19 protein-coding genes and 2 pseudogenes are annotated in these 24,083 nt (G+C 43.4%); 12 read left to right on the forward strand and 9 right to left on the reverse strand.

The window, feature by feature from the left end:
* Positions 1–67: 67 nt before the first annotated feature.
* Positions 68–208, forward strand: a complete 141-nt coding sequence (locus MHH57_RS11575) for a hypothetical protein (protein ID WP_013371081.1) — start codon at positions 68–70, stop codon at positions 206–208.
* A gap of 428 nt (positions 209–636) precedes the next feature.
* A pseudogene (locus MHH57_RS11580) lies at positions 637–1,416 on the forward strand (glycoside hydrolase family 16 protein); the annotation flags it as partial.
* 53 nt (positions 1,417–1,469) lie between these two features.
* Here MHH57_RS11580 and MHH57_RS11585 read toward each other — a convergent pair.
* From MHH57_RS11585 to clpP, 3 genes are all read right to left on the reverse strand, one after another.
* The gene (locus MHH57_RS11585; RefSeq protein WP_069011154.1) at positions 1,470–2,009 is read right to left on the reverse strand and encodes an MBL fold metallo-hydrolase; all 540 of its coding nucleotides are present in this window, start codon (positions 2,007–2,009) and stop codon (positions 1,470–1,472) included.
* Positions 2,010–2,097: 88 nt separating this feature from the next.
* Complete coding sequence (locus MHH57_RS11590) at positions 2,098–2,304, reverse strand: hypothetical protein (RefSeq protein WP_039275041.1); 207 nt, start codon at positions 2,302–2,304, stop codon at positions 2,098–2,100.
* Between the two features lie 57 nt (positions 2,305–2,361).
* Positions 2,362–2,946 carry an ATP-dependent Clp endopeptidase proteolytic subunit ClpP gene (gene clpP, locus MHH57_RS11595; RefSeq protein WP_069011152.1) on the reverse strand — a complete coding sequence of 195 codons (585 nt, stop codon included), beginning with the start codon at positions 2,944–2,946 and terminating at the stop codon, positions 2,362–2,364.
* A 200-nt stretch (positions 2,947–3,146) separates the two neighbouring features.
* Between clpP and MHH57_RS11600 the strand changes: the two genes are divergently transcribed.
* Both MHH57_RS11600 and MHH57_RS11605 read left to right on the forward strand, forming a co-directional pair.
* The gene (locus MHH57_RS11600) at positions 3,147–3,872 is read left to right on the forward strand and encodes an RNA polymerase sigma factor (protein ID WP_069011151.1); all 726 of its coding nucleotides are present in this window, start codon (positions 3,147–3,149) and stop codon (positions 3,870–3,872) included.
* Positions 3,873–4,025: 153 nt separating this feature from the next.
* Positions 4,026–4,301, forward strand: coding sequence for a hypothetical protein (locus MHH57_RS11605; protein WP_039275043.1), 276 nt, complete (start codon positions 4,026–4,028; stop codon positions 4,299–4,301).
* Between the two features lie 196 nt (positions 4,302–4,497).
* On the opposite strand, the gene MHH57_RS11610 is transcribed toward MHH57_RS11605, so the two are convergent.
* Positions 4,498–5,016 (reverse strand): DUF4303 domain-containing protein, encoded by a 519-nt coding sequence (locus MHH57_RS11610; protein ID WP_342435103.1) that lies wholly within the window; start codon positions 5,014–5,016, stop codon positions 4,498–4,500.
* 699 nt (positions 5,017–5,715) lie between these two features.
* Between MHH57_RS11610 and MHH57_RS11615 the strand changes: the two genes are divergently transcribed.
* The 5 genes and pseudogenes from MHH57_RS11615 (at position 5,716) to MHH57_RS11635 (ending at position 14,557) form a co-directional block, all read left to right on the forward strand.
* Positions 5,716–5,985 carry a CD3324 family protein gene (locus tag MHH57_RS11615; protein ID WP_039275052.1) on the forward strand — a complete coding sequence of 90 codons (270 nt, stop codon included), beginning with the start codon at positions 5,716–5,718 and terminating at the stop codon, positions 5,983–5,985.
* Positions 5,986–6,288: 303 nt separating this feature from the next.
* Positions 6,289–7,286: pseudogene (locus MHH57_RS11620) on the forward strand (alpha/beta hydrolase).
* Positions 7,287–7,383: 97 nt separating this feature from the next.
* The gene (locus MHH57_RS11625) at positions 7,384–9,450 is read left to right on the forward strand and encodes a thioredoxin domain-containing protein (protein ID WP_318628365.1); all 2,067 of its coding nucleotides are present in this window, start codon (positions 7,384–7,386) and stop codon (positions 9,448–9,450) included.
* A gap of 401 nt (positions 9,451–9,851) precedes the next feature.
* On the forward strand, positions 9,852–11,852 hold the full coding sequence (locus MHH57_RS11630) for a methyl-accepting chemotaxis protein (protein ID WP_029515044.1): 2,001 nt from the start codon (positions 9,852–9,854) through the stop codon (positions 11,850–11,852).
* Between the two features lie 143 nt (positions 11,853–11,995).
* Positions 11,996–14,557: a response regulator gene (locus tag MHH57_RS11635; protein WP_342435104.1), complete on the forward strand. Its 2,562-nt coding sequence runs from the start codon at positions 11,996–11,998 to the stop codon at positions 14,555–14,557.
* A gap of 5 nt (positions 14,558–14,562) precedes the next feature.
* On the opposite strand, the gene MHH57_RS11640 is transcribed toward MHH57_RS11635, so the two are convergent.
* Positions 14,563–15,249, reverse strand: a complete 687-nt coding sequence (locus MHH57_RS11640) for a response regulator transcription factor (protein WP_029515042.1) — start codon at positions 15,247–15,249, stop codon at positions 14,563–14,565.
* 591 nt (positions 15,250–15,840) lie between these two features.
* Here MHH57_RS11640 and ectB point away from each other — a divergent pair.
* The gene (gene ectB / locus MHH57_RS11645) at positions 15,841–17,103 is read left to right on the forward strand and encodes a diaminobutyrate--2-oxoglutarate transaminase (RefSeq protein WP_029515041.1); all 1,263 of its coding nucleotides are present in this window, start codon (positions 15,841–15,843) and stop codon (positions 17,101–17,103) included.
* Positions 17,104–17,190: 87 nt separating this feature from the next.
* Here ectB and MHH57_RS11650 read toward each other — a convergent pair whose 3' ends face one another.
* From MHH57_RS11650 to MHH57_RS11660, 3 genes are all read right to left on the reverse strand, one after another.
* Complete coding sequence (locus MHH57_RS11650) at positions 17,191–17,709, reverse strand: NAD(P)H-dependent oxidoreductase (protein WP_029515040.1); 519 nt, start codon at positions 17,707–17,709, stop codon at positions 17,191–17,193.
* A gap of 163 nt (positions 17,710–17,872) precedes the next feature.
* Positions 17,873–18,997: a GGDEF domain-containing protein gene (locus MHH57_RS11655; protein ID WP_029515039.1), complete on the reverse strand. Its 1,125-nt coding sequence runs from the start codon at positions 18,995–18,997 to the stop codon at positions 17,873–17,875.
* A gap of 95 nt (positions 18,998–19,092) precedes the next feature.
* Positions 19,093–21,528 (reverse strand): glycosyl transferase, encoded by a 2,436-nt coding sequence (locus MHH57_RS11660; protein ID WP_069011143.1) that lies wholly within the window; start codon positions 21,526–21,528, stop codon positions 19,093–19,095.
* Positions 21,529–21,752: 224 nt separating this feature from the next.
* Here MHH57_RS11660 and MHH57_RS11665 point away from each other — a divergent pair, with 224 nt between their 5' ends.
* Complete coding sequence (locus MHH57_RS11665; protein ID WP_029515036.1) at positions 21,753–22,487, forward strand: alpha/beta fold hydrolase; 735 nt, start codon at positions 21,753–21,755, stop codon at positions 22,485–22,487.
* A 19-nt stretch (positions 22,488–22,506) separates the two neighbouring features.
* Positions 22,507–23,361 carry a sugar phosphate isomerase/epimerase gene (locus MHH57_RS11670; protein ID WP_029515034.1) on the forward strand — a complete coding sequence of 285 codons (855 nt, stop codon included), beginning with the start codon at positions 22,507–22,509 and terminating at the stop codon, positions 23,359–23,361.
* 93 nt (positions 23,362–23,454) lie between these two features.
* Here the strand turns inward: MHH57_RS11670 and MHH57_RS11675 are convergent, their stop codons facing one another.
* Positions 23,455–23,823 (reverse strand): DUF423 domain-containing protein, encoded by a 369-nt coding sequence (locus tag MHH57_RS11675; RefSeq protein WP_029515033.1) that lies wholly within the window; start codon positions 23,821–23,823, stop codon positions 23,455–23,457.
* Between the last annotated feature and the right edge of the window lie 260 nt (positions 23,824–24,083).

The raw sequence follows: 24,083 nt of genomic DNA on the forward strand, positions 1-24,083 counted from the left end.
TTTGATATGCTCCCCTTCAAGTAGACAGGTTTAATAAATAAACCGCTACTTCAAGGGGAGTTTTCCTTTGTCTAAGAAGAACGAATACAATGCGATTGAGAAACTAGCCATCATACAGGAGTTAAAAGCAGGGCAGAGCAGCCGTGTGGGAGTAGCAAAAAACATAACACAGCGTTACCACCTTAGTGAAGTGGCGACATCGCTATGAGTTGTACGGAATTGAGGGCTAAGGTTTCCTCCGGATAAGAAGATTTGTGGATGCTCACCACCACGTGTCTTCTGGTAATCGTAGATGACCGACGGGGCTACACCGCGTCCGGTGCGATACGTGCTACTACGTTTGTTTTAATGGCAGTTAAATTTCTTATTGATTTATAAAGACCGGCTTTATCTATATGAGAAAGTTATTTTTAAGAAAAAACCTTAAATATAGGTTGAATATGTATTTTGTTTCCATTATACTCCTGCTTGAGCGGTATACCTTTTCAATCGTCTATCTACGATTCTAATTTATGAGCTGTCCAAGAAGAAAAATATAAAGAGAGGTGATTCCCGTTTCAATCGTCAATACCGCTTGAAGGCTTATTTTCCTGAAGTGTCTAAGAACTTGGATTATTATTATTGAGGAGGGAACTAATGCTAAGAAAAGGATTATGTGCGGTTGCGCTGCTCAGTCTCCTAACCGTTCTGCTTCCAGCAATGCATACAAGCGCAGCACCGAACTCGAATCTTGTGTGGAGCGACGAATTTAATGGAACTTCGTTAAACCGGTCCAATTGGACCCCTGAAATCGGTACCGGAAGCGGCGGATGGGGAAACAATGAACTGCAGTACTATACCAACCGTACGCAGAATTTGCAGGTTACCGGAGGCAATCTGGTGATTACGGCACAAAAAGAAGCTTACGGCGGAATGAATTACACCTCTGCCCGGATCAAAACTCAAGACTTGAAAAAATTTACTTATGGGAAAGTAGAAGCGCGCATCAAGTTACCGTCCGGTCAAGGGATATGGCCAGCTTTCTGGATGTTAGGCAGCAACATCAGCTCGGTAGGTTGGCCGAAATGCGGAGAAATCGACATTATGGAACGTGTAAACAACAATCCTTCTGTGAACGGTACTGTGCATTGGGATGCGGGAGGCCACGCTGACTTTGGGCGGGTATCGGGCAATCTGGATTTTTCCCAATACCATGTGTATAGCATCGAGTGGGACTCCAAGTATATCCGCTGGTTTGTCGACGGACAGCAGTTCAATGAATTTTATATAGAGAACGGAACCGGGAACACCGAAGAATTTCAGCAGCCGTTCTTTATTCTCCTGAACCTAGCGGTCGGCGGAAACTGGCCTGGTGCTCCCAATAACTCGACGCAGTTCCCGTCCCAAATGCTAGTCGATTACGTGCGTGTCTATCAATAAAGTGTGGGCATTAGATACAATTCATATGAACATTATAAAAGCAACCCCGGTCATTTACGGGGTTGCTTCAATTCGCTATAAATTAACTCGCCACTAAGTCCTAATATCTGATCATTCACATGTACATTACTTAATCCCCCGTGATAACAAACTACGGATGCAATATCGAGATCTAAATACTTTTTCAATGAAAGACGAGCTGCATCCATATCCGGTGTGGTCGGGACATGAATTCCCCCGAGAATCCCATTTACACTGTACATCGAATCCCCGGCAATAAGAGTCTTACTTTGCCTTAAATAAAGACTGATATGACCAGGAGTATGCCCAGGCGTATGGATGACGCGAATCCTGCCGCAAAACGGCAGCTCCTGACCATCTATTAAGGTATCGTCCACTTTGCCCTTCGGGCGATGCACAAGGTGACTATCTTTTAAAAGTGGGATCTCCCCTTGAATATACGGCTTATCCAGTTCGTGTGCATAGACTTTAATATGATCGCCACACTCCTGCAAAATCTCAGGAAGACAACCTATATGATCGACATCATGATGCGTCAAAATCACAGCTTTTAGTTTGTCGAACGACACGTCTTAGCTGAATCATTTCTACTCCCTGTAAAATTTACATAATATAGGGCCTCCGTACAATGTAATTGACACCCATACTAAAATAGGTTCAAGGGGCGAATCCAACTCTATGGCGTTGCCGTTCCTTAATGTCAATGGATACGGTGCGAATAGATGTGATAGGAATAACAAGCGTTTGATATTGCGTAAGATATTTAACGAACTTGTCGTCAATCTGATCCAATATCCCGTCGCATACATTTGCCCCATCTATAAAATGAATAGTTACTTCCTTACCTTGTAAACTTGCTAACATGATATCACCTCATATTTTCTTAAAGTTTCTTGCGGATCATTAGGGTTTGAGCATACTCTATAAAGAAGTGATCACCTGATCAATAACACCATATTCCAGTGCCTCCTGAGCGGACATGTAAAAATCCCGGTCCATATCTTTTTCGACTTTTTCAAAAGATTGTCCGGTCCGTTCAGCTGTGATACGGGTTGCCTTTTCACGAGTCCATAAAATTCGTTTTGCGCTGATCGCAATATCGCTGGCCTGACCTTGTGCGCCGCCGTGCGGCTGATGGATCATGATTTCACTGTTCGGCAACGCCGAACGTTTCCCTTTGGCGCCCGCTAGCAACAGGATCGCGCCAAACGAAGCAGCGAATCCCGTACATATCGTGTGTACATTGGGTTTGATGTACTGCATCGTATCATAAATGGCAAATCCTGCGGAAGTAGAGCCACCCGGGCTGTTGATATACATGTAAATTTCTTTTTCCGGATCTTCTGCCGCCAGAAACAATAATTGAGCAATAATACTGTTAGCCAAATGATCATCGATGGCTGCCCCGACAAACACAATACGATCCTTTAATAGTCTGGAATAGATATCGTACGATCTTTCACCTTGAGCAGTTTGCTCAACAACATAAGGAACATAAACACTCATTTGTGATACCCCCAATTTCCTGTTTTCAGTTGATTTCTCCTTGTAAACGAACCGAGGCCGTAAAAAGATACGGAGGTTTCGATGGGAAAACGATTTGCGTAAATGGTGTAACTTTTACAACCACTTATTCGTTTACATTGGAGGTAACAAAAGGCTTTGCTCTAGGAAAGGGCAGAATAAGACCGTGGAGGAGAGGACCTATGCGCATAGATGATTCTATACAAATGACAGATAATACAATAAACATCGAGAACTTGGAGGAATTACAGGCAGTCCTGAAGCGTTACTGTCTGTCGCTTACCAAATCAAATTGGGATGCGGAAGAATTGGCTCAGGATACTTGGGTAAAAGCATTAGGAAAGTTAAACAATTTCGAACATACAAACCCCAAAGCGCTTTTGCTGCGGATTGCGAAGAACACCTGGATTGACGAGATACGGAGAAAAGCAGTCTACAGTCGGGTATTGAATAGAGAACAAGCGAAAGTAACTGTGCCGGATCATGGAACTTTTGAAATTGAGATAGCGTTGCAGTCCTTAATGAATCATCTATCACCGCTTCAGAGAACTGTCTTTTTGCTGCGAGATGTGTTCGCATTTTCGATTAGTGAAACATCCGACATGCTCAAAACAACGGAGGGAGCGGTAAAAGTTGCACTCCACCGGGCACGAAAATCGCTTGAAGCAGTCAAGGAGGATCTCCTCAAAGGAGAGTTATCCTTACCGGAAAGTGAAAACTCGAAAACTTTTCTGAGAGCGTTGACAGCGGCATATCATAGGGGGGATATTGCAACATTGGTTATGCTCTCCCATCAGGATGTAATGGAGCCGGACGTGGTAATCGGAATCGTTAATCATAAGCTGCACCGGAGTCTCGCTTCAGTAAAACAAACGGATTCCCATACCATGAGTATGATAGCGGCGTAGTTTGCGAAGAGAAATGTGGAACTCATCATAGTGGTTATTTCTGATAAAACATGTTCCCGGTCATTCCAATTTATAGCTCTTAGCTGGGATTAAAATGAAGTATATTAAAGAAGATAGCGGAAGGGGAAGGTTCAAATAGGTGAATTAGAAAATTTGTTAGAAGATAATAACCCCATAGTCTTATATCATGCAATGACACAGATAGGAAAAGAAGGCTTCCGTACAGAGAAAATGATAAAAAAATTAAGTGAATTATCATTAAAAAGGGAACCCCAAGATAAACTATTAGGTTATTATAAGGTGGGAGACCTAGCAATAGCGACTTTGATAAAACTTGGAGAAAAGAAAGAAGAAATATCTGGATTTAGAACTTTAGATGAATTTGAAAAAAAGATGGTTTTCCGATTATTTGAAGAAGTTGAATGGTAAGAATTCCTGTTCATCTGGATGAAAGCTTTAAATAAACTTATTTCAACTCGAACCATGAGGAGAAATAGGTTTATTCGTATCTAATGGAGATAAACCAAATGAAAAGGATACGTAATCAATAGATGCATGGGACAAGCAAATTGCGAATTAAAGCAACTACCTGAACGAAATGAGTGTAATATTTCAAACTGTATTTCTATTGATAACGATGCAAGAAGCCATTAACTAGTTTGGCGTTTGTCATCTGAATTACAGACCGATCTTCGAGTTCCTCGGCCATATCATCATCCGTCATGGACACGAAAAAAATAATATCTTCTTTGGCTTGACCAAATTGATTGAAAAGCACGTCGTCTGTTTCCTTAACTACCTTGGCCATAATTTTTATCATTTCATCTTTATAATCAAACACATTTTCGGTTGCATATAGAAATTTGCTCATATGATTCAAGTGTGTTGCATCGCCAAATTGATATTCGCAAAATCCCCATCTATAATAATTTTCATCTTCCTTGCTGTCGCACAGGCCTTCGGCTTTCATGTTTGTGATATGTCTAACAAGGGATTCTTCTGTATTAACAGCTAGAAACAAGGTGACAAAATCGCTGTCTGTGCCAAAAGCACAGGCGTAAACCTTCTCATTCTTCACTTCTTTCAGTGTGCTTTTAAGATCATCCAAAAATCCTGCCCTAAATCTTTCCTCAAATTCATTCAAAAAATTGTTCATCTGGTTCATATGCTCCTTTATGAGTCTTATGCTTGATTATACATTATCATTATTGGCACGACTCGTGTAGCCTACCATGCTCAGCCAATAGCAAGATTTGCAATGAAAAAAATAAACGCAAGACAGGCTAGCCAAGCAGAAAGTGTAAATCCGTAACATCTAGAAGCCGCTCTTAGGATAACGGGGACTCCTGTTCAGCTGGATAAATGCACTTAATTTCAAATTTTTATTCGGAAGCTAAGTTAGAAAGTGTGTCTCACACTCTGGAAAAAGTATTGGGGAGTCGGTTATGGATGGTAAAAAATTTGTTCTTATGCTTTTACTTTTCTGCTTGTTGGGCATTGTAGGGCTAGTGGCATTAATCTACAGATTTATGTGGTTCGTATTCATGGTTAGTATTTAAAATCAGCTATCTAACGGCTCAATTTTTAATCGCTTGCTTTTTGCTGATATCATTTAGCTGGTCCCAGGTGAGCAGAAGTTATGCTATACTTGCGAGGTAAAAGGGGGTGCCTACTGATGGAGAATCTGTTAGGATTGTCTGTGACTTCTTACACTCATGCAAAGCCAATTATTAAGAAAGCGTTACTTTGTATGGGGCGAAACAATTTTTAACGCTGAATAAGCTTTTTAATATTTTTGGCTTTGCACCTTATTTTAAAAAATCAAAATAAGGGGCGAGTAAAATTGAGATATACGAATGCTTCCAAAGTTTTACCTCAAGAATTAATTATAGAAATCCAAAAATATGTTCAAGGAGAGACTCTGTATATTCCTAAGCCAAAAACGGAATATATGGATTGGGGAAGCTTGAGTGGCGGGAGATGGTTGCTAGAACAGCGAAATGCCGCAATCAGAAATGCTTTTCAAAATAGAAGCAGTATCGAGCAATTAGCTAATGAGTTTTTCCTCTCTACCGAAACCATTAAGAAAATTGTTTATTCACATAAAAAGTAGATGGACATAACGTGATAAGCTTAAGACGCGACCGGATAATCGCTATGAACGACCAATCCGGTCGCGTCTTTTTGTTTGGTAAAAGGTTTGATGTGCCTTCGCATTCCCACAGCCAGATTCCGAAATACTTTTTTGGCATTCCATTTTTTTATAATTTTTATGTCAAGAATGATTCTAACTCGTTGTTTTCATTTATAAAGCTGATTTTAAACTTAAAATATAAATATAAACGACAACAACAATTGAAGGGAAATATGTATTAATTCATTGTCTTTAAAACAAGAAAGTGAGGAAAAGATTACTATGAGGGAGCAAAAAAGTAGAAGTAGACATCTGATTGATCCAGAAATTATCAGTGCAGTTGATTTAATACCAACAACCGATCTTACCGAATCTACACTAAGGGAAGCACGTAAAAATCAATCTCAAATGATGCAACAAATAGATGTAACGCAGATGTTCCCTATTACATTAGAAAAAAAGGCTGTGCCAAGTTATTTTAGTGGTCCAGATATTCAAATCGAAATCATTAAGCCCAAACAATCAAAGCATCATAAGATGCCTCTATATTATTCGATACACGGAGGCGGGATGGTCTTAGGAAGTCAGTCGTGGATCGTCCTGCTAATGCATCTCTTGCGGCACAACATGGTTTCTGTTGCGTATCCGTGTACTATCGCCTAGCACCAGAGCATGTACAGCCAAGTCAGTTACAGGATTGTTATTCGGGCCTAAAATGGTGCATTGAACATGCGGAAGAGTTAGGGATAGATACTCAGAAAGTTGCCGTAGGGGGCAGCAGCGCTGGCGGCGGTTTGGCGGCTGGCCTAGCCTTGTACATTCGTGATCAGAAGGAATTCGAAATCCATCATCTAAGATTAATGAGGCCAATGCTAGATGATCGCACAAGTACCGCACCAGAGCACCCATACGCAGGAGAGTTTATTTGGACAAAACAAAGTAATTATTTTGGCTGGAAATCTGTATTGGGGGATGAACCGGGTCAGGAGAAGGTATGTGAGTATTATGTGCCGGCTCGTGCTAAGTCATTGGCCGGATTACCACCGACTTATATAAATATAGGTACCATTGATTTATTCATTGATGAATCCTTGTTTTTTGCAAAACAATTGGCCTTTGATGGAGTCTTAGTCGAATTACATGTCTATCCCGGGTACCATCATATGTCGCCCGCGTTTCCGGATGCACATTTTTCCAAAGAAGGGGCCAGAACAAGTGAATACGCCTTACTGAAAGCTCTCGAGATCTTTGATATAAATTCTAATGAGTATAATGCTTGAGAGTCATTATCTTTTTTCATCTCTTCCGACTTTTACCACCCATTTAGGGTAAAATAGTACCAAGTATAAAATTCAACTACGGAAGTGGTGATGTCCCATGACAACGAGCAGCAAACCGAATAGACTATCCAAGGAAAAATCACCGTATTTGCTACAGCATGCTCACAATCCGGTAAATTGGTTCCCTTGGTCAGATGAGGCTTTTGAAATGGCTAAACGTGATAACAAGCCTATTTTCCTATCTGTTGGCTATTCCACTTGCCATTGGTGCCATGTAATGGGGAGAGAATCTTTCGAGGATGAAGAAGTGGCTGAGGTATTAAACCGGGATTATGTATCCATTAAGGTGGATCGTGAAGAACGTCCAGATGTGGATCATATCTATATGTCCATCTGCCAGACGATGACGGGGCATGGAGGCTGGCCACTGACGATATTGATGACACCGGATCAGAAACCTTTTTTTGCAGGGACGTATTTGCCCAAGGAGCAGAAGTTTGGCCGTGTCGGACTGTTGGAGCTGCTTGGCAAGGTGGGTACCCGGTGGAAAGAACAGCCGGAAGAGCTGGTGGAGTTGAGTGAGCAGGTACTGATCGAGCATGAGCGGCAGGACTTGCTTGCGGGTTATCGGGGTGAACTGGATGAACAGAGCTTGACTAAAGCTTTCCATGAATACAGCCACACCTTCGATAAGGAATATGGCGGCTTCGGGGAAGCACCCAAGTTTCCTTCTCCGCATAACCTGTCTTTTTTGCTGCGATATGCACAGCATACGGGGAATCAACAGGCACTGGAAATGGCAGAGAAGACGCTGGATGCGATGTCCCGGGGCGGAATCTACGACCATATAGGCATGGGGTTCTCACGATACTCCGTGGATGAGAAGTGGTTGGTGCCGCATTTTGAAAAAATGCTATATGACAATGCTCTGTTGGCCATCGCGTATACAGAGGCTTGGCAGGTGACAGGCAAGGAACTGTACCGACGGATTACAGAACAAATCTTTACATATATCGCAAGGGACATGACGGATGCAGGTGGTGCCTTTTATTCGGCGGAGGATGCGGATTCCGAAGGAGAAGAGGGGAGATTCTATGTCTGGGACGACTCTGAGGTAAAGGCTGTACTAGGCGATAAGGATGCCGCCTTTTTCAACGATTTGTATGGGATTACACCTTACGGCAATTTTGAAGGTCACAACATTCCAAACCTGATTGATATCAATCTGGAAGCCTATAGGATCAAGCATGAATTGACTGAGCAGGAACTGGAGCAGCGGGTTAGTGAGCTACGGGCCAAGCTGTTTGCTGCCAGAGAACAACGGGTTCATCCTCACAAAGATGACAAGATTTTGACCTCGTGGAACGGATTGATGATTGCTGCACTGGCGAAGGCAGGACAAGCTTTTGGAGACACGAGATATACAGAGCAAGCTCAGAAAGCGGAGACGTTTTTGTGGAACCATTTGAGACAGGAGGACGGACGGCTGTTGGCGCGTTATCGGGACGGCGAGGCAGCTTATCCCGGTTATGTGGATGATTATGCTTTTTATGTGTGGGGCTTGATCGAGCTATATCAGGCGACCTTCGATGTACAATATCTGCAACGGGCATTGACGCTCAATCAAAATATGATCGATTTGTTCTGGGATGAGGAACGGGACGGATTATTCTTTTATGGGTCAGATAGTGAGCAGCTCATTGCCAAGCCTAAAGAAATTGATGACGGAGCCATTCCGTCAGGTAACAGCATTGCGGCCTATAATTTTGTGCGGCTTGCGCGGCTAACGGGTGAATCTGGATTGGAGAACTATGCAGCCAAGCAGTTTAAGGCTTTTGGCGGTATGGTTGCTCATTACCCGTCAGGCCACTCCGCGTTGCTCAGCGCGTTGTTGTATGCGACGGGAACGACGAAGGAGATTGTGATTGTGGGTCACAGGGATGATCCGCAGACCGTACAGTTCATTCAGGCGGTTCGAGCTGGGTTCAGGCCGAATACGGTCGTTATTTTGAAGGATGAAGGACAGTCGGAGATTGCAGAGACGGCTCCTTATATCCGTGATTATGATCTTGTGGAAGGCAAATCAGCCGTATATGTGTGTGAGCATTTTACCTGTCAGGCACCTGTTACCAGGCTCGAAGATCTGAAGGTGTTGTTGGATTAGAACTGAATAAAGCGATCGAACCTAATCCCCTTGGGAGTAGAAAATATATGGCGATTTTCAAAAATGACCCTATGTTTGCTACCTTCAGGGGGATTATTTTCATGTTAAGTGGTAGGTATAGTGAGATGAAACTAACACTTTCTTAACATCTATACTGCATTTTTTTTAATATTTTTTAGGTATATTATATCAAAGAACCGGTTCCGACCAGCCTTGCTGTTTTCGAAAATAAGTACATATACCTATTTAACTAGCGTGTTTATATCTTTTATGTCCAAGCGTTTTAGCAGCAGATGTGAAAAATGTGAAAGAGAGTCTGTCGGGTGATTGTCGTCATCGGCAAGACGAAGAGGTTCGCTATAGGTTGGGAAATACAGGTAATGAAATGGAGATGTTTATTAATGAAGAAGTTATCGGGGAAAAAGTGGCTAGTCGCAAGGAAGCTCAGCAAAAATTTTAAAACGAAGCTAATGGTCGCCTTTATTGCATTTTTGATTTTACCGTCCATGATCGTGGGGGCTTTGTCGTTTATAAGCGCGAGTCAGCAGATTCGAAACCAGATTGAAGAAAGTGCCGAGCAGGCTATTGTCCGCACTAATTTTATTATTGATAGTACTATTGAACCCAAGGTACATGACGCAGACTATTTTGCAGAAAGACTAAAAGGCAATCGGGTAGAGACGGAGGAACAAGCGGCGAATTTGGAAGAATTCTTTAAGCAATATATTGCACTCCATCCTGAAACAGAATCCATTTATTATGGTACGAAGGACGGCAAATTTACAACCTACCCACAGAAGCAATTACCAGATAATTATGATCCACGAGTCAGACCTTGGTACGATAAAGCGATAAAGGAACAAGCGAAGGCAGCAATTAGTTCTCCTTATCTTTCGGCAAGCTCGAAGCAAATGACGGTTACTGTGTCCAAGGCAACGTCAGATGGATCGGGTGTTATTGGCATTGACCTGAAAATGAGTGGTATTAAAGAGACGTTGAACAATATTAAAGTAGGTCATGAGGGTTATGCCATATTGCTGGACAACAACCATACTTACATTGTTCATCCGACGAAGGAACCAGGTACCAAAATTACAGATATTGAATCACGCATGTTTCAGAGTGATACTGGTGAATACGAGTATGAGTATGAGGGCCAGCTCAAATATATGAACTATGCGACTAACAAGCTGACTGGCTGGAAGATAGGCGGAACGCTGTATTTGTCTGAAGTCGATGATGCAGCAGGACCGATTTTGATCAGCACTTTACTAACCATTGTCGGTTGTCTTGTGATTGGTATTATCATTGTTTATTTCCTGATCCGTTCCATCATCAAACCGATTTTAAAGTTAAAAGAACAAGCGGTAAATGTGAGCGCCGGAGATCTCACACAGGACATTCAAGTAAAGAGCGAGGACGAGATCGGAGAATTAGGAGTGGCTTTTCAAAATATGCAGAATAACTTGCGATCTGTCATTCAGAACGTAGGGAACAGTGCAGATCATGTCACAATTTCTTCCAATGAACTGACAATAAGCGCGGAACAAACCAGTGCTGCAAGTGAGCAGGTGTCCCAGGCTGTACAAGAAATTGCCAGTGGTGCAGAGAAGCAGACTACAGGGCTGGAAAATAATTCGGTGGCCCTGGATGAAATTGCACAAGGGATCACCCAAATTGCTGAACGATCGATTTCGGTAGCTGATTTGGCCAAACGATCTGCCTTGCAAGCCGAGGAAGGACGAAAGTCTGTTGAGCAGACAGGCGAGCAAATGAATTCCATTCATCAATCAGTAGAGCGTTCCAACCAGATGATTCAAACCTTGCAAGCCCGCTCTCATGAAATCGGTGAAATTACGAAGGTTATCGGCGATATCTCCAATCAGACAAACCTGCTGGCATTGAATGCAGCTATTGAGGCAGCCAGAGCGGGCGATCATGGAAAAGGCTTTGCCGTCGTTGCTGATGAGGTGCGTAAGCTGGCAGAGCAGTCTCAGACATCCGCCACACAGATTGCCACCTTGATTGCCGAAATTCAGCATGAAACCGAAACAACAGTGAAGACGATGGACAGGGTCACGACTGAGGTGCAGGATGGACTACAGATTTCCAAAGCAACCATTGTCAAGCTGGGTTATGCGATGGAAGGCATTCGAGAGACAACACCTCAGGTAGAGGAGGTCGCTGCGATTGCAGAGCAAATATCAGCCAGTGTACAAGAAATCGCAGCGACAGCCAACGAGCTGGCGACGATTGCAACCGGTAATGCCGCCACATCTGAGGAAGTTGCTGCCTCCTCACAAGAGCAACTGGCTTCCATGGAGGAAATATCAGCTTCAGCACAGTTGCTTTCGACGATGGCTGCTGATTTGAAGATGATGATCAGTCGTTTCAAATATTAAAACGAGCTTGAACCTTATGGAATCTATAGTACAATGAATGCTCGGGACAGTTCTTTAAGCCTTATGGCATAAGGAATCTGTCCTGAGTTTTTTTGTATTTTTGATATATTCTAAAAATGGAAGATTATAGGAGTGGTGAACACTTGGTTCGAGATTTAGTGCTATGTGCTATCGTGATTTTATTGTTAGTTTTGGTTTTTCAGCGTCAACTTGTTCGTCAGGCGATCACAGGTGTATTTTATGGAGGAGCGGGAATTTTGTTCTTATGTTTTGGCATAAGCGATAAAACACCGTTGACCTGCGTGCTAGAGTTAGGGATGGGTCTAATGTTCATGACTCTGTTTGTGCACACTTTAACCACCGCTAAGTATACATATGGACAACGTTTGTTAAACAAAGACCGTGATCTGCTGAATTTACTAGGTGTTCAACCTGGCTTTACCTTCAAGCTGGAGAAAAGCGGTAATGAATTTTATTATAGGCTGCTTGAAGGTGAATTGCTGGAGCGCGTGGGTCTGAATATGCAAGTCAACTACAATAAAAGGGAGCATGTGAAGCGTCTTGGGGACATTTTGGAGCTTTCCTCTGAAACGATGGAGCAGCTTTGCCAATACTACAAACAGGCCTGGTTCGGTGATCGGACCGTATTTGAATTGGAGTTTTGGGAATATTCGGCTCTCATTACCTTACATCCGGTTATGGAGGACGGGGTTACTAGCTCTGTTATCGGTCACGCATTGGATATTACGGAGTGTAAAGCCTCAGAGCAGAAGAGAAAGGAAGTGGACGAGGCTAACCGTGCGAAAAGCATTTTTTTGGCTCATATGAGTCACGAAATCCGCACCCCGCTGAATGGAATCATCGGTCTGTCAAAGCTGTTAAATAAGACTGAACTGACTGCCGTTCAAAGAGATTACCTCCACAAGCTTCTCGCTTCCTCTCGTACCCTTTCATCCATGCTCAGTAACGTATTGGACTTTTCCAAAATGGAAGCCGGCAGTCTGGAACTGGAAAAGGTAGAATTCGAGCCGGAAAAAATGCTTCGGCATCTCGCAGATACCGTTGGAACTTTACTTGAAGATAAGGAAATAGAGGTTCTATTTATAATGGACCCGGCGTTACCGAAAAGCTTTAAGGGAGACCCGCTTCGAATCGAGCAGGTGCTTTCAAATCTTCTGACCAACGCCATCAAGTTTACGGATCAGGGACATGTATTGTTACAGGTAAAAATGCTAAGTCAGCAGGAAGGGCGATTAGGCGTTTCTTTTATGGTAGAAGATACGGGCATAGGAATTTCCGAGACGTGTATGGACAAGCTATTCGTCCCTTTTATCCAGGCGAGTACAGCAACCAGCCGCAGATATGGGGGCTCTGGGCTGGGTTTGGCCATTAGCAAGCATTTGGCTGAAGCTATGGGGGGGAAAGTAGAGGTGAAAAGCCGATTAGGAGAGTACAGTCAATTTCACTTTAATGTCGAGCTGGAAACTGGGGAATTGAATGCAGGAAGCACACGAATAGAAAAACAAATCAAAGGCAAAGCCCTAATTGTTGCGCAGCATGAACTGGTGAGATACAGCTTGAACGAACTACTGCAAGACTTGGGATTAAAAACATTCACTATTTCATCCTTCCAAGAAAGTGTGGATGCTTTTCAAAAGGGTGAGCATTTTGATTATGTTATCATTGATATGGGGATGGAAGGTTTGAGAGAACTGGACTCCCGGAGGCAATGGCTTCAAATGCTGGATAAGCAGATAACTCAGATCATTGGACTTACAACCGTGTTTCAGATGGAAAAAATAGCTGCAGGGGACATGGATTATAGTGTGGATGCCTTTTTGTCCAAGCCCGTTACCCGGAACGCTCTGCTGGAGGTTCTCTGCTGGAAGAAGGAACATTCAGTGCCTGCAGATGGTAATACTCTGGAGACTCATGCGACGATGAGTTCCCGCAATGAGATAGGGGATACAACACAAAAGTATCAAATTCTCATAGCAGAGGATAACGAAATTAACCAGGTGGTGATTACCGAGTTTTTAGCAGAGCGTAACTTTGAGGTAACGATGGTCACGAACGGAAGGGAACTAATAGCGTTACTTGAACTGCGTTACTGGGATATGGTGCTGCTTGATTTGCATATGCCAGAGATGGATGGTTTTGAGACGGCGAGACATATTCGGAGAAACAAAGCTTTTAACAGGCTTCCCATTATCGCTTTTACCGCTGATGCTGTGCAGCATGAACAGGAAGTTTGTCTTCGTGCCGGTATTAATGCCGTGTTGCTCAAGCCTGTCCATGAACTGACCGCTGCTAGAGTGTTAACTAGCTGGATTAATTTAGCGTGGCTGCAAGATTTACATGGTATTCACGCTGAGCAGTCGATAGCAGGTATGGATGGCAAGGTGTATATTTTTCAATTTGCCCTTTACAAATGGATACAGGAATACCAGTATCTCGATAAAAGAGTTGTGAGAAAAATGGACAATGGACAGTTATCTTCTGCTCTTCGATTAATCCACTCGCTTAAGGGAGGAACGGGGAACCTGTGCGCGCCTGAGTTGCTGGCAAAGGTTATAGAGCTGGAAAAGGCATTGAAGCGCAGCAATGAAACCTCAACAGGAGAACTGTATCCAGACTGGAAAGAGCATCTGAGCGCGGTTCAGAAGGATATTAACCAAATCAAGTCATCACTTCCTTGGAGCTGACCGTGTTATTGCATAAATTTGTAGCCGATTCCCCAGATGGTCTTAATCAATTGCGGTTTCTTAGGGTCTTTTTCGATTTTTCTGCGTAAATGGTTAATATGTACGTCCACGGCCCTCTCGTTAATAAAGGAGTCTGTGCCACGGAGAGCCTGAATTAAAGCATACCTGCTGAATACAATTCCTCGGTTCAAATAAAAAAGCTTCATAAGCTCAAATTCTGAATATGTTGTCTCCACATTTTGTCCGTTAACGGTAATCATTCTTCTCGCTAGATCCAAAGTAATGCCCGTTTCAGGTTCAGGTGCTCTGCCACTTCCTTGTAAGCGCGTGATTTCAATACGACGAAAAAGAGCCTCCATCCGTGCTTTTAGCTCTTGCATACTAAAAGGCTTGCAAATATAATCATCTGCTCCCAACGTAAGTGTACGAATGCGCTCTGATATGTTGTTTTCTGTAGAAATCACGATGATGGGGACGTCCGTATGCTTGCGTATCAGTGGGCAGGGATTCACGCCATCCAAATCTGGAAGCAGCAGATCCAGCAAAATAATATCGGGCTGTACGACCTTAAGCCTTGCAATACCCTCAGACGCTTGTTCCACTCGAGTAACGTTGTAGTCTTCTCCTGTTAAATACAAGGAAAGGGTATCTCCCAGCATATTGTCATCTTCAATAATCAAAACATTAGACATGATCATATTTCCTTATCTTTCTATCAAATTCGAGCCAAATAGTTAGGATAACTGCAATGTTTACAACAAGTTTTGACAGGTTCTGTTGATAGAGTAAACTCCTTTGGACAGTCTGTCAAAAGATCAGGTTTGTTGTGACAATCCTGTGGACAATTAGTCCAGATGTATATCTATTTGATATGGAAATGTACTATTTTTGAGATTTATCACTATAATACGACATTTTTCGTTTTATTTTAACAATATACTACAAGCCGCTGATGATAAATTACAAAAATTTAACAAAACACCTCAGAAACATGCATTGACTTAAATGAAAATTATGGTATTTTATTACATAGGAGTTGACATCCTCTGATAGGCCTCTTAGAAAAACCCACTATTTAATCTTCTACTAATCTACTCTCATGTGCTATCTCTGTATTTAATTTTAGTACTTTAATTGTTCTTGTAATCGTACTCATGATTCTTTGGTGTGGATATCCCATTGTGAATTCAGACTGTCTTCTCATTTAGATTACATATTTACACTTTTTTTGCTTTCCATGCTTGTATGTTTTTAAAATCAGGTCAGCGGGAGGACGAGAGATCATGAACACATTCGAAGCGCTGGAGTCCAATGTAAGATCCTATTGCAGAAGTTTTCCAGTTGTATTCAACAAAGCTAAAAACGATGTACTGTACACGGAGACAGGCAAGGGTTACATTGACTTTTTTGCCGGGGCAGGGGCTTTGAACTATGGGCATAATAATGATTTTATGAAAAACCGGTTATTGGATTATTTGACATCCGATCGGATTATGCATGGTCTGGATATGTACACGACGGCCAAGCAAGAGTTTATGGAGTCTTTTTCAGAGCGTATTCTCCAGCCCAAGGGCTTGAATTATAAGCTGCAATTTTGCGGACCGACCGGAACCAATGCGGTGGAAGCAGCACTGAAACTTGCACGCAAGGTGAAAAACAGAAATGGTATTTTTGCCTTTATGGGTGCGTTCCACGGAATGTCGCTGGGTAGTTTATCGATTACCAGCAACACCTCCATGCGAGAGAGCGCAGGGGTTCCCCTGAACAATGTTACCTTTATACCTTATAACAGCACATTTAACGGAATGGATACCATTTTGTATATGGAGCAGCTTTTAACAGACACCCATTCAGGTGTGGAAAAGCCTGCCGCGATCATTTTGGAAACGGTACAGGCTGAAGGCGGCATTCATATTGCAGATACCGAATGGCTGCGTGATTTGCGACAGTTGTGCGATGATCATGATATTTTGCTTATTGTGGACGATATTCAAGTCGGTTGCGGTCGAGTTGGTTCGTTCTTCTCATTCGAGCGGGCGGGAATCGTTCCTGATATGGTTGTTTTGTCCAAGTCGATCAGTGGATACGGTTTGCCCATGTCTCTATTGCTGCTCAAGCCAGAATTGGATATATGGAGTCCAGGTGAGCATAACGGCACCTTCCGTGGAAATCAGCTTGCTTTCGTCGGGGCAAAGGCGGCGCTTGAGTTCAGAGATACGGTAGGGCTGGAAGCACAAGTGAAGGAAAAAGAGGCTTTTGTTCAGCAGTTCTTGCGTGAACAAATCCAATCCATAGATCCTCTTATTGAAATTCGCGGCATGGGATTGATCTGGGGGATTGATGTATCTCATCTGGGAGAAGCGTTCGCCAAGGAGGTAACGACTCTCTGCTTTAGTAGGGGACTCATTGTTGAGCGTGCTGGGCGTAACGATACAGTAATTAAAATTATGCCAGCGTTAACGATAAGCTTGGAAAACTTGCGTAAGGGCTGCGACATTATTAAAGAAAGCATGGCACAGGTAACCAGTACCTTGGTTACGATGTAATCAATCAGTAAAGCCCCTTGGTTGGAGCTGCCGTCTGCTGTAAAGCAGGTATGACAGGCGCCGTCCAAGGGGCTTTCTAGTAAAAAATTAAGAAATAACTGTTTGCGCGTATTTTTGTGCGGATTGGTCTAGTTGCTCATCGGTCAGTACTGCAGCACCATATTGTACGAAATAAGGGAGCAATTTGACACCAATCATATGGCCTGTAGCTTCCAGAGGTCTCAGTAGCTCTTCGATCGTATACCTATTCCGTCCGTCATGTTGATAGTTTTCCTCAACACTGGCAGCAGACAAGGCAATCAACAACTCTTTGCCCTGTAGCTTGCCACCTTCGCTCCCATAAGCCCAGCCGTAGGTTAGAACCTTATCCAGCCATTTTTTCAGTAGGGAAGGAGTGCTGTACCAGTAAAAAGGAAATTGCAGAACGATACGGTCATGCTGCTCTAGCAGTTCCTGCTCCTGGGCGACATTGATTTGCTCATCCGGATATACTTCATACAGGTTGTGAACGGTCACGCCGGATTGTTTCTTGAGTTCTTGCACCCATCTTTTGTTAATTCGAGATTCCGCAAGATCAGGGTGAACGACAATAACGAGGGTTGGCATACAAAAATCATCTCCTTAGACTTATTTTTAGTAAGTAAATAACCAATACATATGTAACTATTTTAGTTTCAACTTATGGAGTTGTCAACTCTATTAAATTTTGAGCTCTATATACAAGAAAACTCCGGCAAGCCGGAGTCTCATCAAATGAAGCGTTTTTACATTAAGCGGTATGATTAAGAGCAACAATTTTGTTTTTCCCGGAGCGCTTGGCTTGATACAAATAGTTGTCTGTCTCCTGGAAAAATACATCTTTGTCTTTGTTCATATCCTCGGTATAGCCTTTTAATCCAATGCTAACGGTTACGGAAACGATTTGCATTTTCTCCTGAAAGGTCATATTCTCTACTTCACGCCGGATATTCTCAACGATCTGATAGGCTTCCTCAGAAGTATGCTCAAACATCAAAATAGCAAATTCTTCACCGCCATAGCGGGCCGGAATGTCATTCGCTGTAATTTGCTCTGTAATGATTTGAGAGATGCCTTCCAAAATTTTATCACCGAACTGATGTCCGTAATTGTCATTGATTTTCTTGAAATTATCAATATCCACTAACGCCAGATGGATGATCGCTCCTTGTTCAGCATATTCGAGTGCTTTTTCATAAAAGTTTTGAAAGGACAAATGATTGTACAGCTTTGTCAAACCATCAGTCATTGACATTTTGCTGATAATCGCATTACTGATCATTAATTCCTGTTGGGCACGCTTTGTTTTATACAAATCCACTAACAAATCGCGGCCGCTGGCCTGAATAATGAGAGCAAGAAAGGTGGACATAATCAAAAAGGTTGGAATCGCCACAATATCAAAGTCTGACAAATAGCTGCGGAATGATCCATCTGCTGCCAGCAACAGAAAAAAGACGACCACTTGCAATACAAAGGAAAGCCATATTAAGCGACGATTGAAGAACAGAATAGAAGAGAAAATAGGCAACAAACATAGCGCAGGAATAATCCGGATATCATAATTTAGGCGAATAATCATCCAGCAAATGACGGTGCTTGCCATAAACAGGATCGCAAAAGAATACCTGTTAAATTTAAAATGAGCCAACTCTGCCAGTAAGTTGGAACCACTCATGATTAGCGTAGGAACAATCAGGGTTCCGACGTAAAATTCATAAGGCGAAGCGGCGTAATCAAGAAATAAGTAGCTGCCCAGCTGGACGATAAAATGTACAGCTATAATCATCCAATACAGTAATAACATTTTGCGTACCCAGTGGGCTTGCTTTGTTTTGTAATCCATGGTTTGAGTAAGCCGTTTTGTCTTGTTCATGATGTCACCACACTTAATGTATCTTTAGCCATTCTCGTATTATAAGATACTATGTGATGAAGTTGAAGCTAATTTTTTTGAAGGCCATGAACTTGTTAGCCTAGTAACACTTTTACTTGGTGGATAGCCCCGTCCGCTGCAACCGGCAGAATATTATTCGTAAGGAGGGTACCGTCTACAGTAACCGTAGCTACACCCTTGGAGACATGCTGTGGATTCGTGATATGGATCACGTAGGTATCGCCACGGAAGACGCGGGTGACTATGAATTCGTCCCAGGCTGTAGGAATGCACGGGTCAATACGCAGACCGTCCCATTCCGGCTGGATACCGAGGATGGATTGAGTAATAGCTATAAAGTTCCATGCCGCTGTACCCGTCAGCCAGGAATTTTTGGCTTCGCCTTCACGAACAGCATCCTTGCCCGCAATCATTTGTGCATACACATACGGCTCGGTGCGGTGAATGTCGCTGATGTCCTCCAGATAGGCAGGTGCAATTTTGCTATATAGCTCAAAAGCGCGATCTCCACGTCCTATTACGGCTTCCGCCATCATAATCCACGGGTTATTGTGGCAGAAAATACCGGCATTTTCCTTATACCCGGGAGGGTAAGATGAGATTTCGCCCAGATTGATGTAGTAACGGGAATAAGATGGATGTTGCAGCACGATGCCGTAGGGAGTTTCCAGTCGATCACGTGTAGAATCGAGAGCTTTATGTGCCAAGCCTTCTTCAACACCAATTCCTGCCATGACACAGAAACCTTGAGGTTCAATGAAAATTTGACCTTCCTCACAATCCTTGCTTCCTATTTTGTCTCCATAATGGTCATACGCACGTAAGAACCATTCCCCATCAAAACCATGCTCCAATGTAGCTGCTCGCATACGATCCACATGGGCTTGAGCTGTGGACGCTTCTTCATCCAAACCTCTGCGCTTGCAGAGCTCAATAAAATCCGGTCCCGTATATACGAATAGTCCGGCGATAAACACGGATTCAGCTACTCGGCCCTCCAAATTCTGTGTTGTCTGATAGGACTCATCGGGTGTAGCGGAAAAACAATTGAGATTCAGACAATCGTTCCAGTCAGCTCGGCCAATGAGTGGAAGACCATGCGGACCAAGATTATTTATTACATGGTAAAAAGAACGCTTCAAATGTTCAAACAGCGTAGCCGCACGCTCTACATTTCCGTCAAAGGGCACTTGTTCGTCCAGTATGCCAAAGTCTCCCGTTTCTTTGATATACGCTGCGGTACCGACAATAAGCCATAACGGATCGTCGTTAAAGCCACCGCCAACCTCGTGGTTTCCTTTTTTGGTTAACGGTTGGTACTGATGATAAGCTCCGCCGTTTTCAAATTGAGTAGAGGCAATGTCGATAATCCGTTCCCGTGCCCGCTCCGGTATTTGGTGGACGAAACCGAGCAAATCTTGATTTGAATCCCGGAAGCCCATACCACGTCCGATACCAGATTCAAAATACGAAGCTGAACGTGACATATTGAATGTAACCATGCATTGATACGGGTTCCATATGTTTACCATTCGGTTCAGCTTGTCGTCGTGGCTTTGAAGGGTGTACTTGGACAGCAGATTGTACCAATAGGCTCGGAGTTCACTCAAAGCTTGTTTTACATCGGTTTCATCCGCAAACTGCGCAATCATGGCATGTGCCTGTTTTTTATTAATAACACCGTGGGACTCCCATTTCTCTTCCTCGGGATTTTCCACATAACCGAGTATAAAGTTACAGCTTGTTTCTTTGCCTGGCTCCAGCGTGATCTCAATGCAATGTGATCCGACAGGGGACCATCCGCTGGCAATAGAGTTCGAGGCTTGCCCAGCGGCGACCGTTTGAGGCTGATCTAATCCGTTGTAGAGTCCCAGAAAAGCTTCACGATCTGTATCATAACCCGCTAGCGGACGATTAGCAGAGAAAAAAGCATAGTGATTGCGGCGTTCACGGTATTCCGTTTTGTGATAAATGACAGAGTCCTGTATCTCAACCTCGCCCGTGTTCAAGTTGCGCTGGTAGTTGGTCATATCGTCATAGGCGTTCCACAGACAAAATTCCACGAACGAAAAGAGTTTGATCTTTTTGGTTTGTAACGATGTGTTCTGAAGCTTAACCTGATGGACTTCGCCGTCAAAGGATAGGGGTACAAAAGCCAGCTGCGTGGCTCGAATACCGTTGCGTTCTCCCATAATTGAGGTATAACCAAGTCCATGGCGGCATTCATACTGCTCCAGCTCCCGTTTGACCGGCATCCAGCCTGGAGTCCAATAATCCCCATCATCATAAATATAAAAATAACGACCACCGTTATCGACAGGAATATTATTGTACCGGTAACGTGTTAAGCGACGTAAGCGAGCATCACGGTAAAATGCATAGCCGCCACTTGTATTGGAAATCAGTCCAAAAAATCGTTCATTACCTAAATAATTAATCCAAGGATAAGGGGTTTGAGGGGTGTGGATGACATATTCTTGATTGACATCATCGAAGAAACCATACTTCACGGCGCAGAACTCCTCTCGATTTGAAAAAATAAAAGGCCCAATACATGATTATATTCAAACATGAAGCCATTCTTCCTTTAGGAAGACATTTCCCGCTTTATGTAAAATGCGCTTGATTTTCTTAACCTTTCTTCTGGGATTTGCAAAATATTTGAAATGGGTAAATATACCTTTTTATGCTAAAATGAAAAAGTTAGAACTTAGCAAGGCAGGAGGTTGCAAGAATGGCACCTATCACATTATTTTTCATCCCATATGCAGGCGGATCGGCGTCGGTCAGCTTCAAATGGAAAAAGTCGCTACTTCCGCAGATTAAGCTTGTTCCACTGGAATTAGCGGGCAGGGGTATTCGTTCTGGGGAACCGCTAAAGGAAAGCATTGAGGAGATGAGCGAGGATCTGTTGCACAAGATCAGCGAAGAGATAGCCCCCGGCAATCCTTATGCCATATACGGCCACAGTATGGGGACGATGATCTCATTCGAGCTGTACTACAAGCTGGTGGCCGGTGGATATGGCAAGCCTGCTCATCTGTTCGTTTCGGGTGGACGGGCACCGCATGTCCCAAGAAATTCCCCGTGGTTACACGATCTGCCCGCAGATCAGTTCAGGACGCATTTGCAGCGGTACGGTCAGCTTTCGGAAGCGATTTTTGACAATCAGGAATTATACGACTATTTTATGCCCGTGTTAAGAGCGGATTTCAAAGCTGTTGAGTTGTATAAGTACACGGCTAAAGCCGCACTTTTACATTGTCCTATCACCGCTTTGACGGGAATGACCGATAACACGGTGACCTTACAAGATGCGGAGGCATGGGCACAGCATACGGATCAGCAATTTCGTATGTTTACCTTTGAGGGAGGACACTTTTTTATTCATGATGAAGTGGAGCGGATTACGCACATCATCAATGAGACCTTGGAGCAGAGTACGGTAACAAGTAGCATACAAAAATAAAAATAAGAGGTGAATTTTAGTGACAGTAGGTGTATTGGCACATTTGTTTGGCAAGTTGCCTTATCGCGAATTGGCTGCAAAGGTAGGCGCAGCGGGCTTTACTCATGTTCAGCTGGCTCCGTGGAGAGCGATCAGTGATGTGGATTTTAATAAATCGGGTAAGTTCAATCCGGGATTGGCACTGTCTATCGCAGAAGAATTTCGTAAGCATGGTGTTTCCATATCGGTGCTCGGGTGCTATTTGCATTTTTTTGTACAGGATGAGGAATTGCTGCGTGAAAATGTAGAGCGCTTTAAAGAGCTGATCCGATATGCGGGTCTGTTAGGAGCACCCATGGTTGCAGCTGAAGTGGGACGTAATGAGGATGGTACCGCCTATACGGAACGTGACTGGAGAGTTGTAAGGGAAGTAGTGCGTGAATTAGCAGATGAAGCGGAGAAGTGGGGCGTATTCGTAGGATTGGAAGCTGCAAACGATCACTTGGTAGGAACTGCCGTAGAGTTGGCTACCTTTCTGGAGGAAGTGCCCTCTTCACACATCGGTGTTGTGATTGATCCTGGTAATCTGCTGAAAACGGAAAATATGGCGCAGCAGGATGAGATCATTCGGGAAGCTTTCCAACTGCTGGGCCCCCGGATTATCGCTGCGCATGCCAAAGACCGGCGTTTGTCATCGTCGGGTGAAATTGAGACGGTGCCGCCGGGTTTTGGAGACATGAACTATGGCCTCTACATGGAACTGCTGGAGCAGTACAAGCCGGGGGTTCATATTATTATGGAAGCTGCTCAGGAGCATGAGATGGCTGAATCCAGACGTTATATCGAAGGACACCGGATAGCCGCTCAGAAAGCGCAACAAGTGCAGACGAAATAATGTATTCTTTCATAATACTCAGGAATGCTACGTTAATAATTTGAGAGACTTGGAAGCGCCTCCTTTTCCAAGTCTCTGTTTCTTTACCCTTGTTTAACCCTGCACAACCGCCACGATCACAATGACCCAGCTTGCCAAAAAAGCCAACCCGCCAAATGGGGTGATTGCTCCAAGCTTTTTCACACCGGATACACTAAGGGCATACAGACTGCCGGAAAACAGGAGAATACCCACCAGCATAACCCAGCCTGCGGTTACGATGAGAGAAGAATGGACAAGTCTGTCAGCAAGAACTCCAAGCAGCAGCAAACCCAGTCCATGAGCGATTTGATATTGAATTCCTGTCTGGAATATGCTCATCATGTCTGCGGAAAGTCTCTTTTTCAATGCGTGTGCGCCGAACGCTCCAAGCGCTACGGCTAAAAACATCACGATACAACCAAGCAATAGCAAAATTTTCATGTTTTAACGCCTCCCTGTGAAATAGTACCGATTCCAATTGATTTCGTCAATTTTCCTTGTGAAACTCTAAACATATATAATTTTTCGACTCTCATTTGGCGCCTAGTGTGGTATATTTTTTCCAGGGCCAATGCGAAGCATTTGGAGCAATAGACAGCGTGTCCTCCACCTTTTTTATGGGAAAGTGAGGTGATGGTGCTGTCTTTTTGTGCTGTCATTTTTCGGAATAAAATCTTGTGTAAAGTCAAAATTGATAATGG

Source organism: Paenibacillus sp. FSL H7-0442 (genome assembly GCF_038593105.1).
GTDB lineage: Bacteria > Bacillota > Bacilli > Paenibacillales > Paenibacillaceae > Paenibacillus > Paenibacillus polymyxa_D.

Bases quoted from the DNA above. Each gene is read 5' to 3' on its own strand.
- MHH57_RS11590 (WP_039275041.1), bottom strand. From the start codon at position 2,304: ATGTTAGCAAGTTTACAAGGTAAGGAAGTAACTATTCATTTTATAGAT.
- clpP (WP_069011152.1), bottom strand. From the start codon at position 2,946: ATGAGTGTTTATGTTCCTTATGTTGTTGAGCAAACTGCTCAAGGTGAA.
- MHH57_RS11600 (WP_069011151.1), top strand. From the start codon at position 3,147: ATGCGCATAGATGATTCTATACAAATGACAGATAATACAATAAACATC.
- MHH57_RS11625 (WP_318628365.1), top strand. From the start codon at position 7,384: ATGACAACGAGCAGCAAACCGAATAGACTATCCAAGGAAAAATCACCG.
- MHH57_RS11630 (WP_029515044.1), top strand. From the start codon at position 9,852: ATGAAGAAGTTATCGGGGAAAAAGTGGCTAGTCGCAAGGAAGCTCAGC.
- MHH57_RS11640 (WP_029515042.1), bottom strand. From the start codon at position 15,249: ATGTCTAATGTTTTGATTATTGAAGATGACAATATGCTGGGAGATACC.
- ectB (WP_029515041.1), top strand. From the start codon at position 15,841: ATGAACACATTCGAAGCGCTGGAGTCCAATGTAAGATCCTATTGCAGA.
- MHH57_RS11650 (WP_029515040.1), bottom strand. From the start codon at position 17,709: ATGCCAACCCTCGTTATTGTCGTTCACCCTGATCTTGCGGAATCTCGA.
- MHH57_RS11655 (WP_029515039.1), bottom strand. From the start codon at position 18,997: ATGAACAAGACAAAACGGCTTACTCAAACCATGGATTACAAAACAAAG.
- MHH57_RS11665 (WP_029515036.1), top strand. From the start codon at position 21,753: ATGGCACCTATCACATTATTTTTCATCCCATATGCAGGCGGATCGGCG.
- MHH57_RS11675 (WP_029515033.1), bottom strand. From the start codon at position 23,823: ATGAAAATTTTGCTATTGCTTGGTTGTATCGTGATGTTTTTAGCCGTA.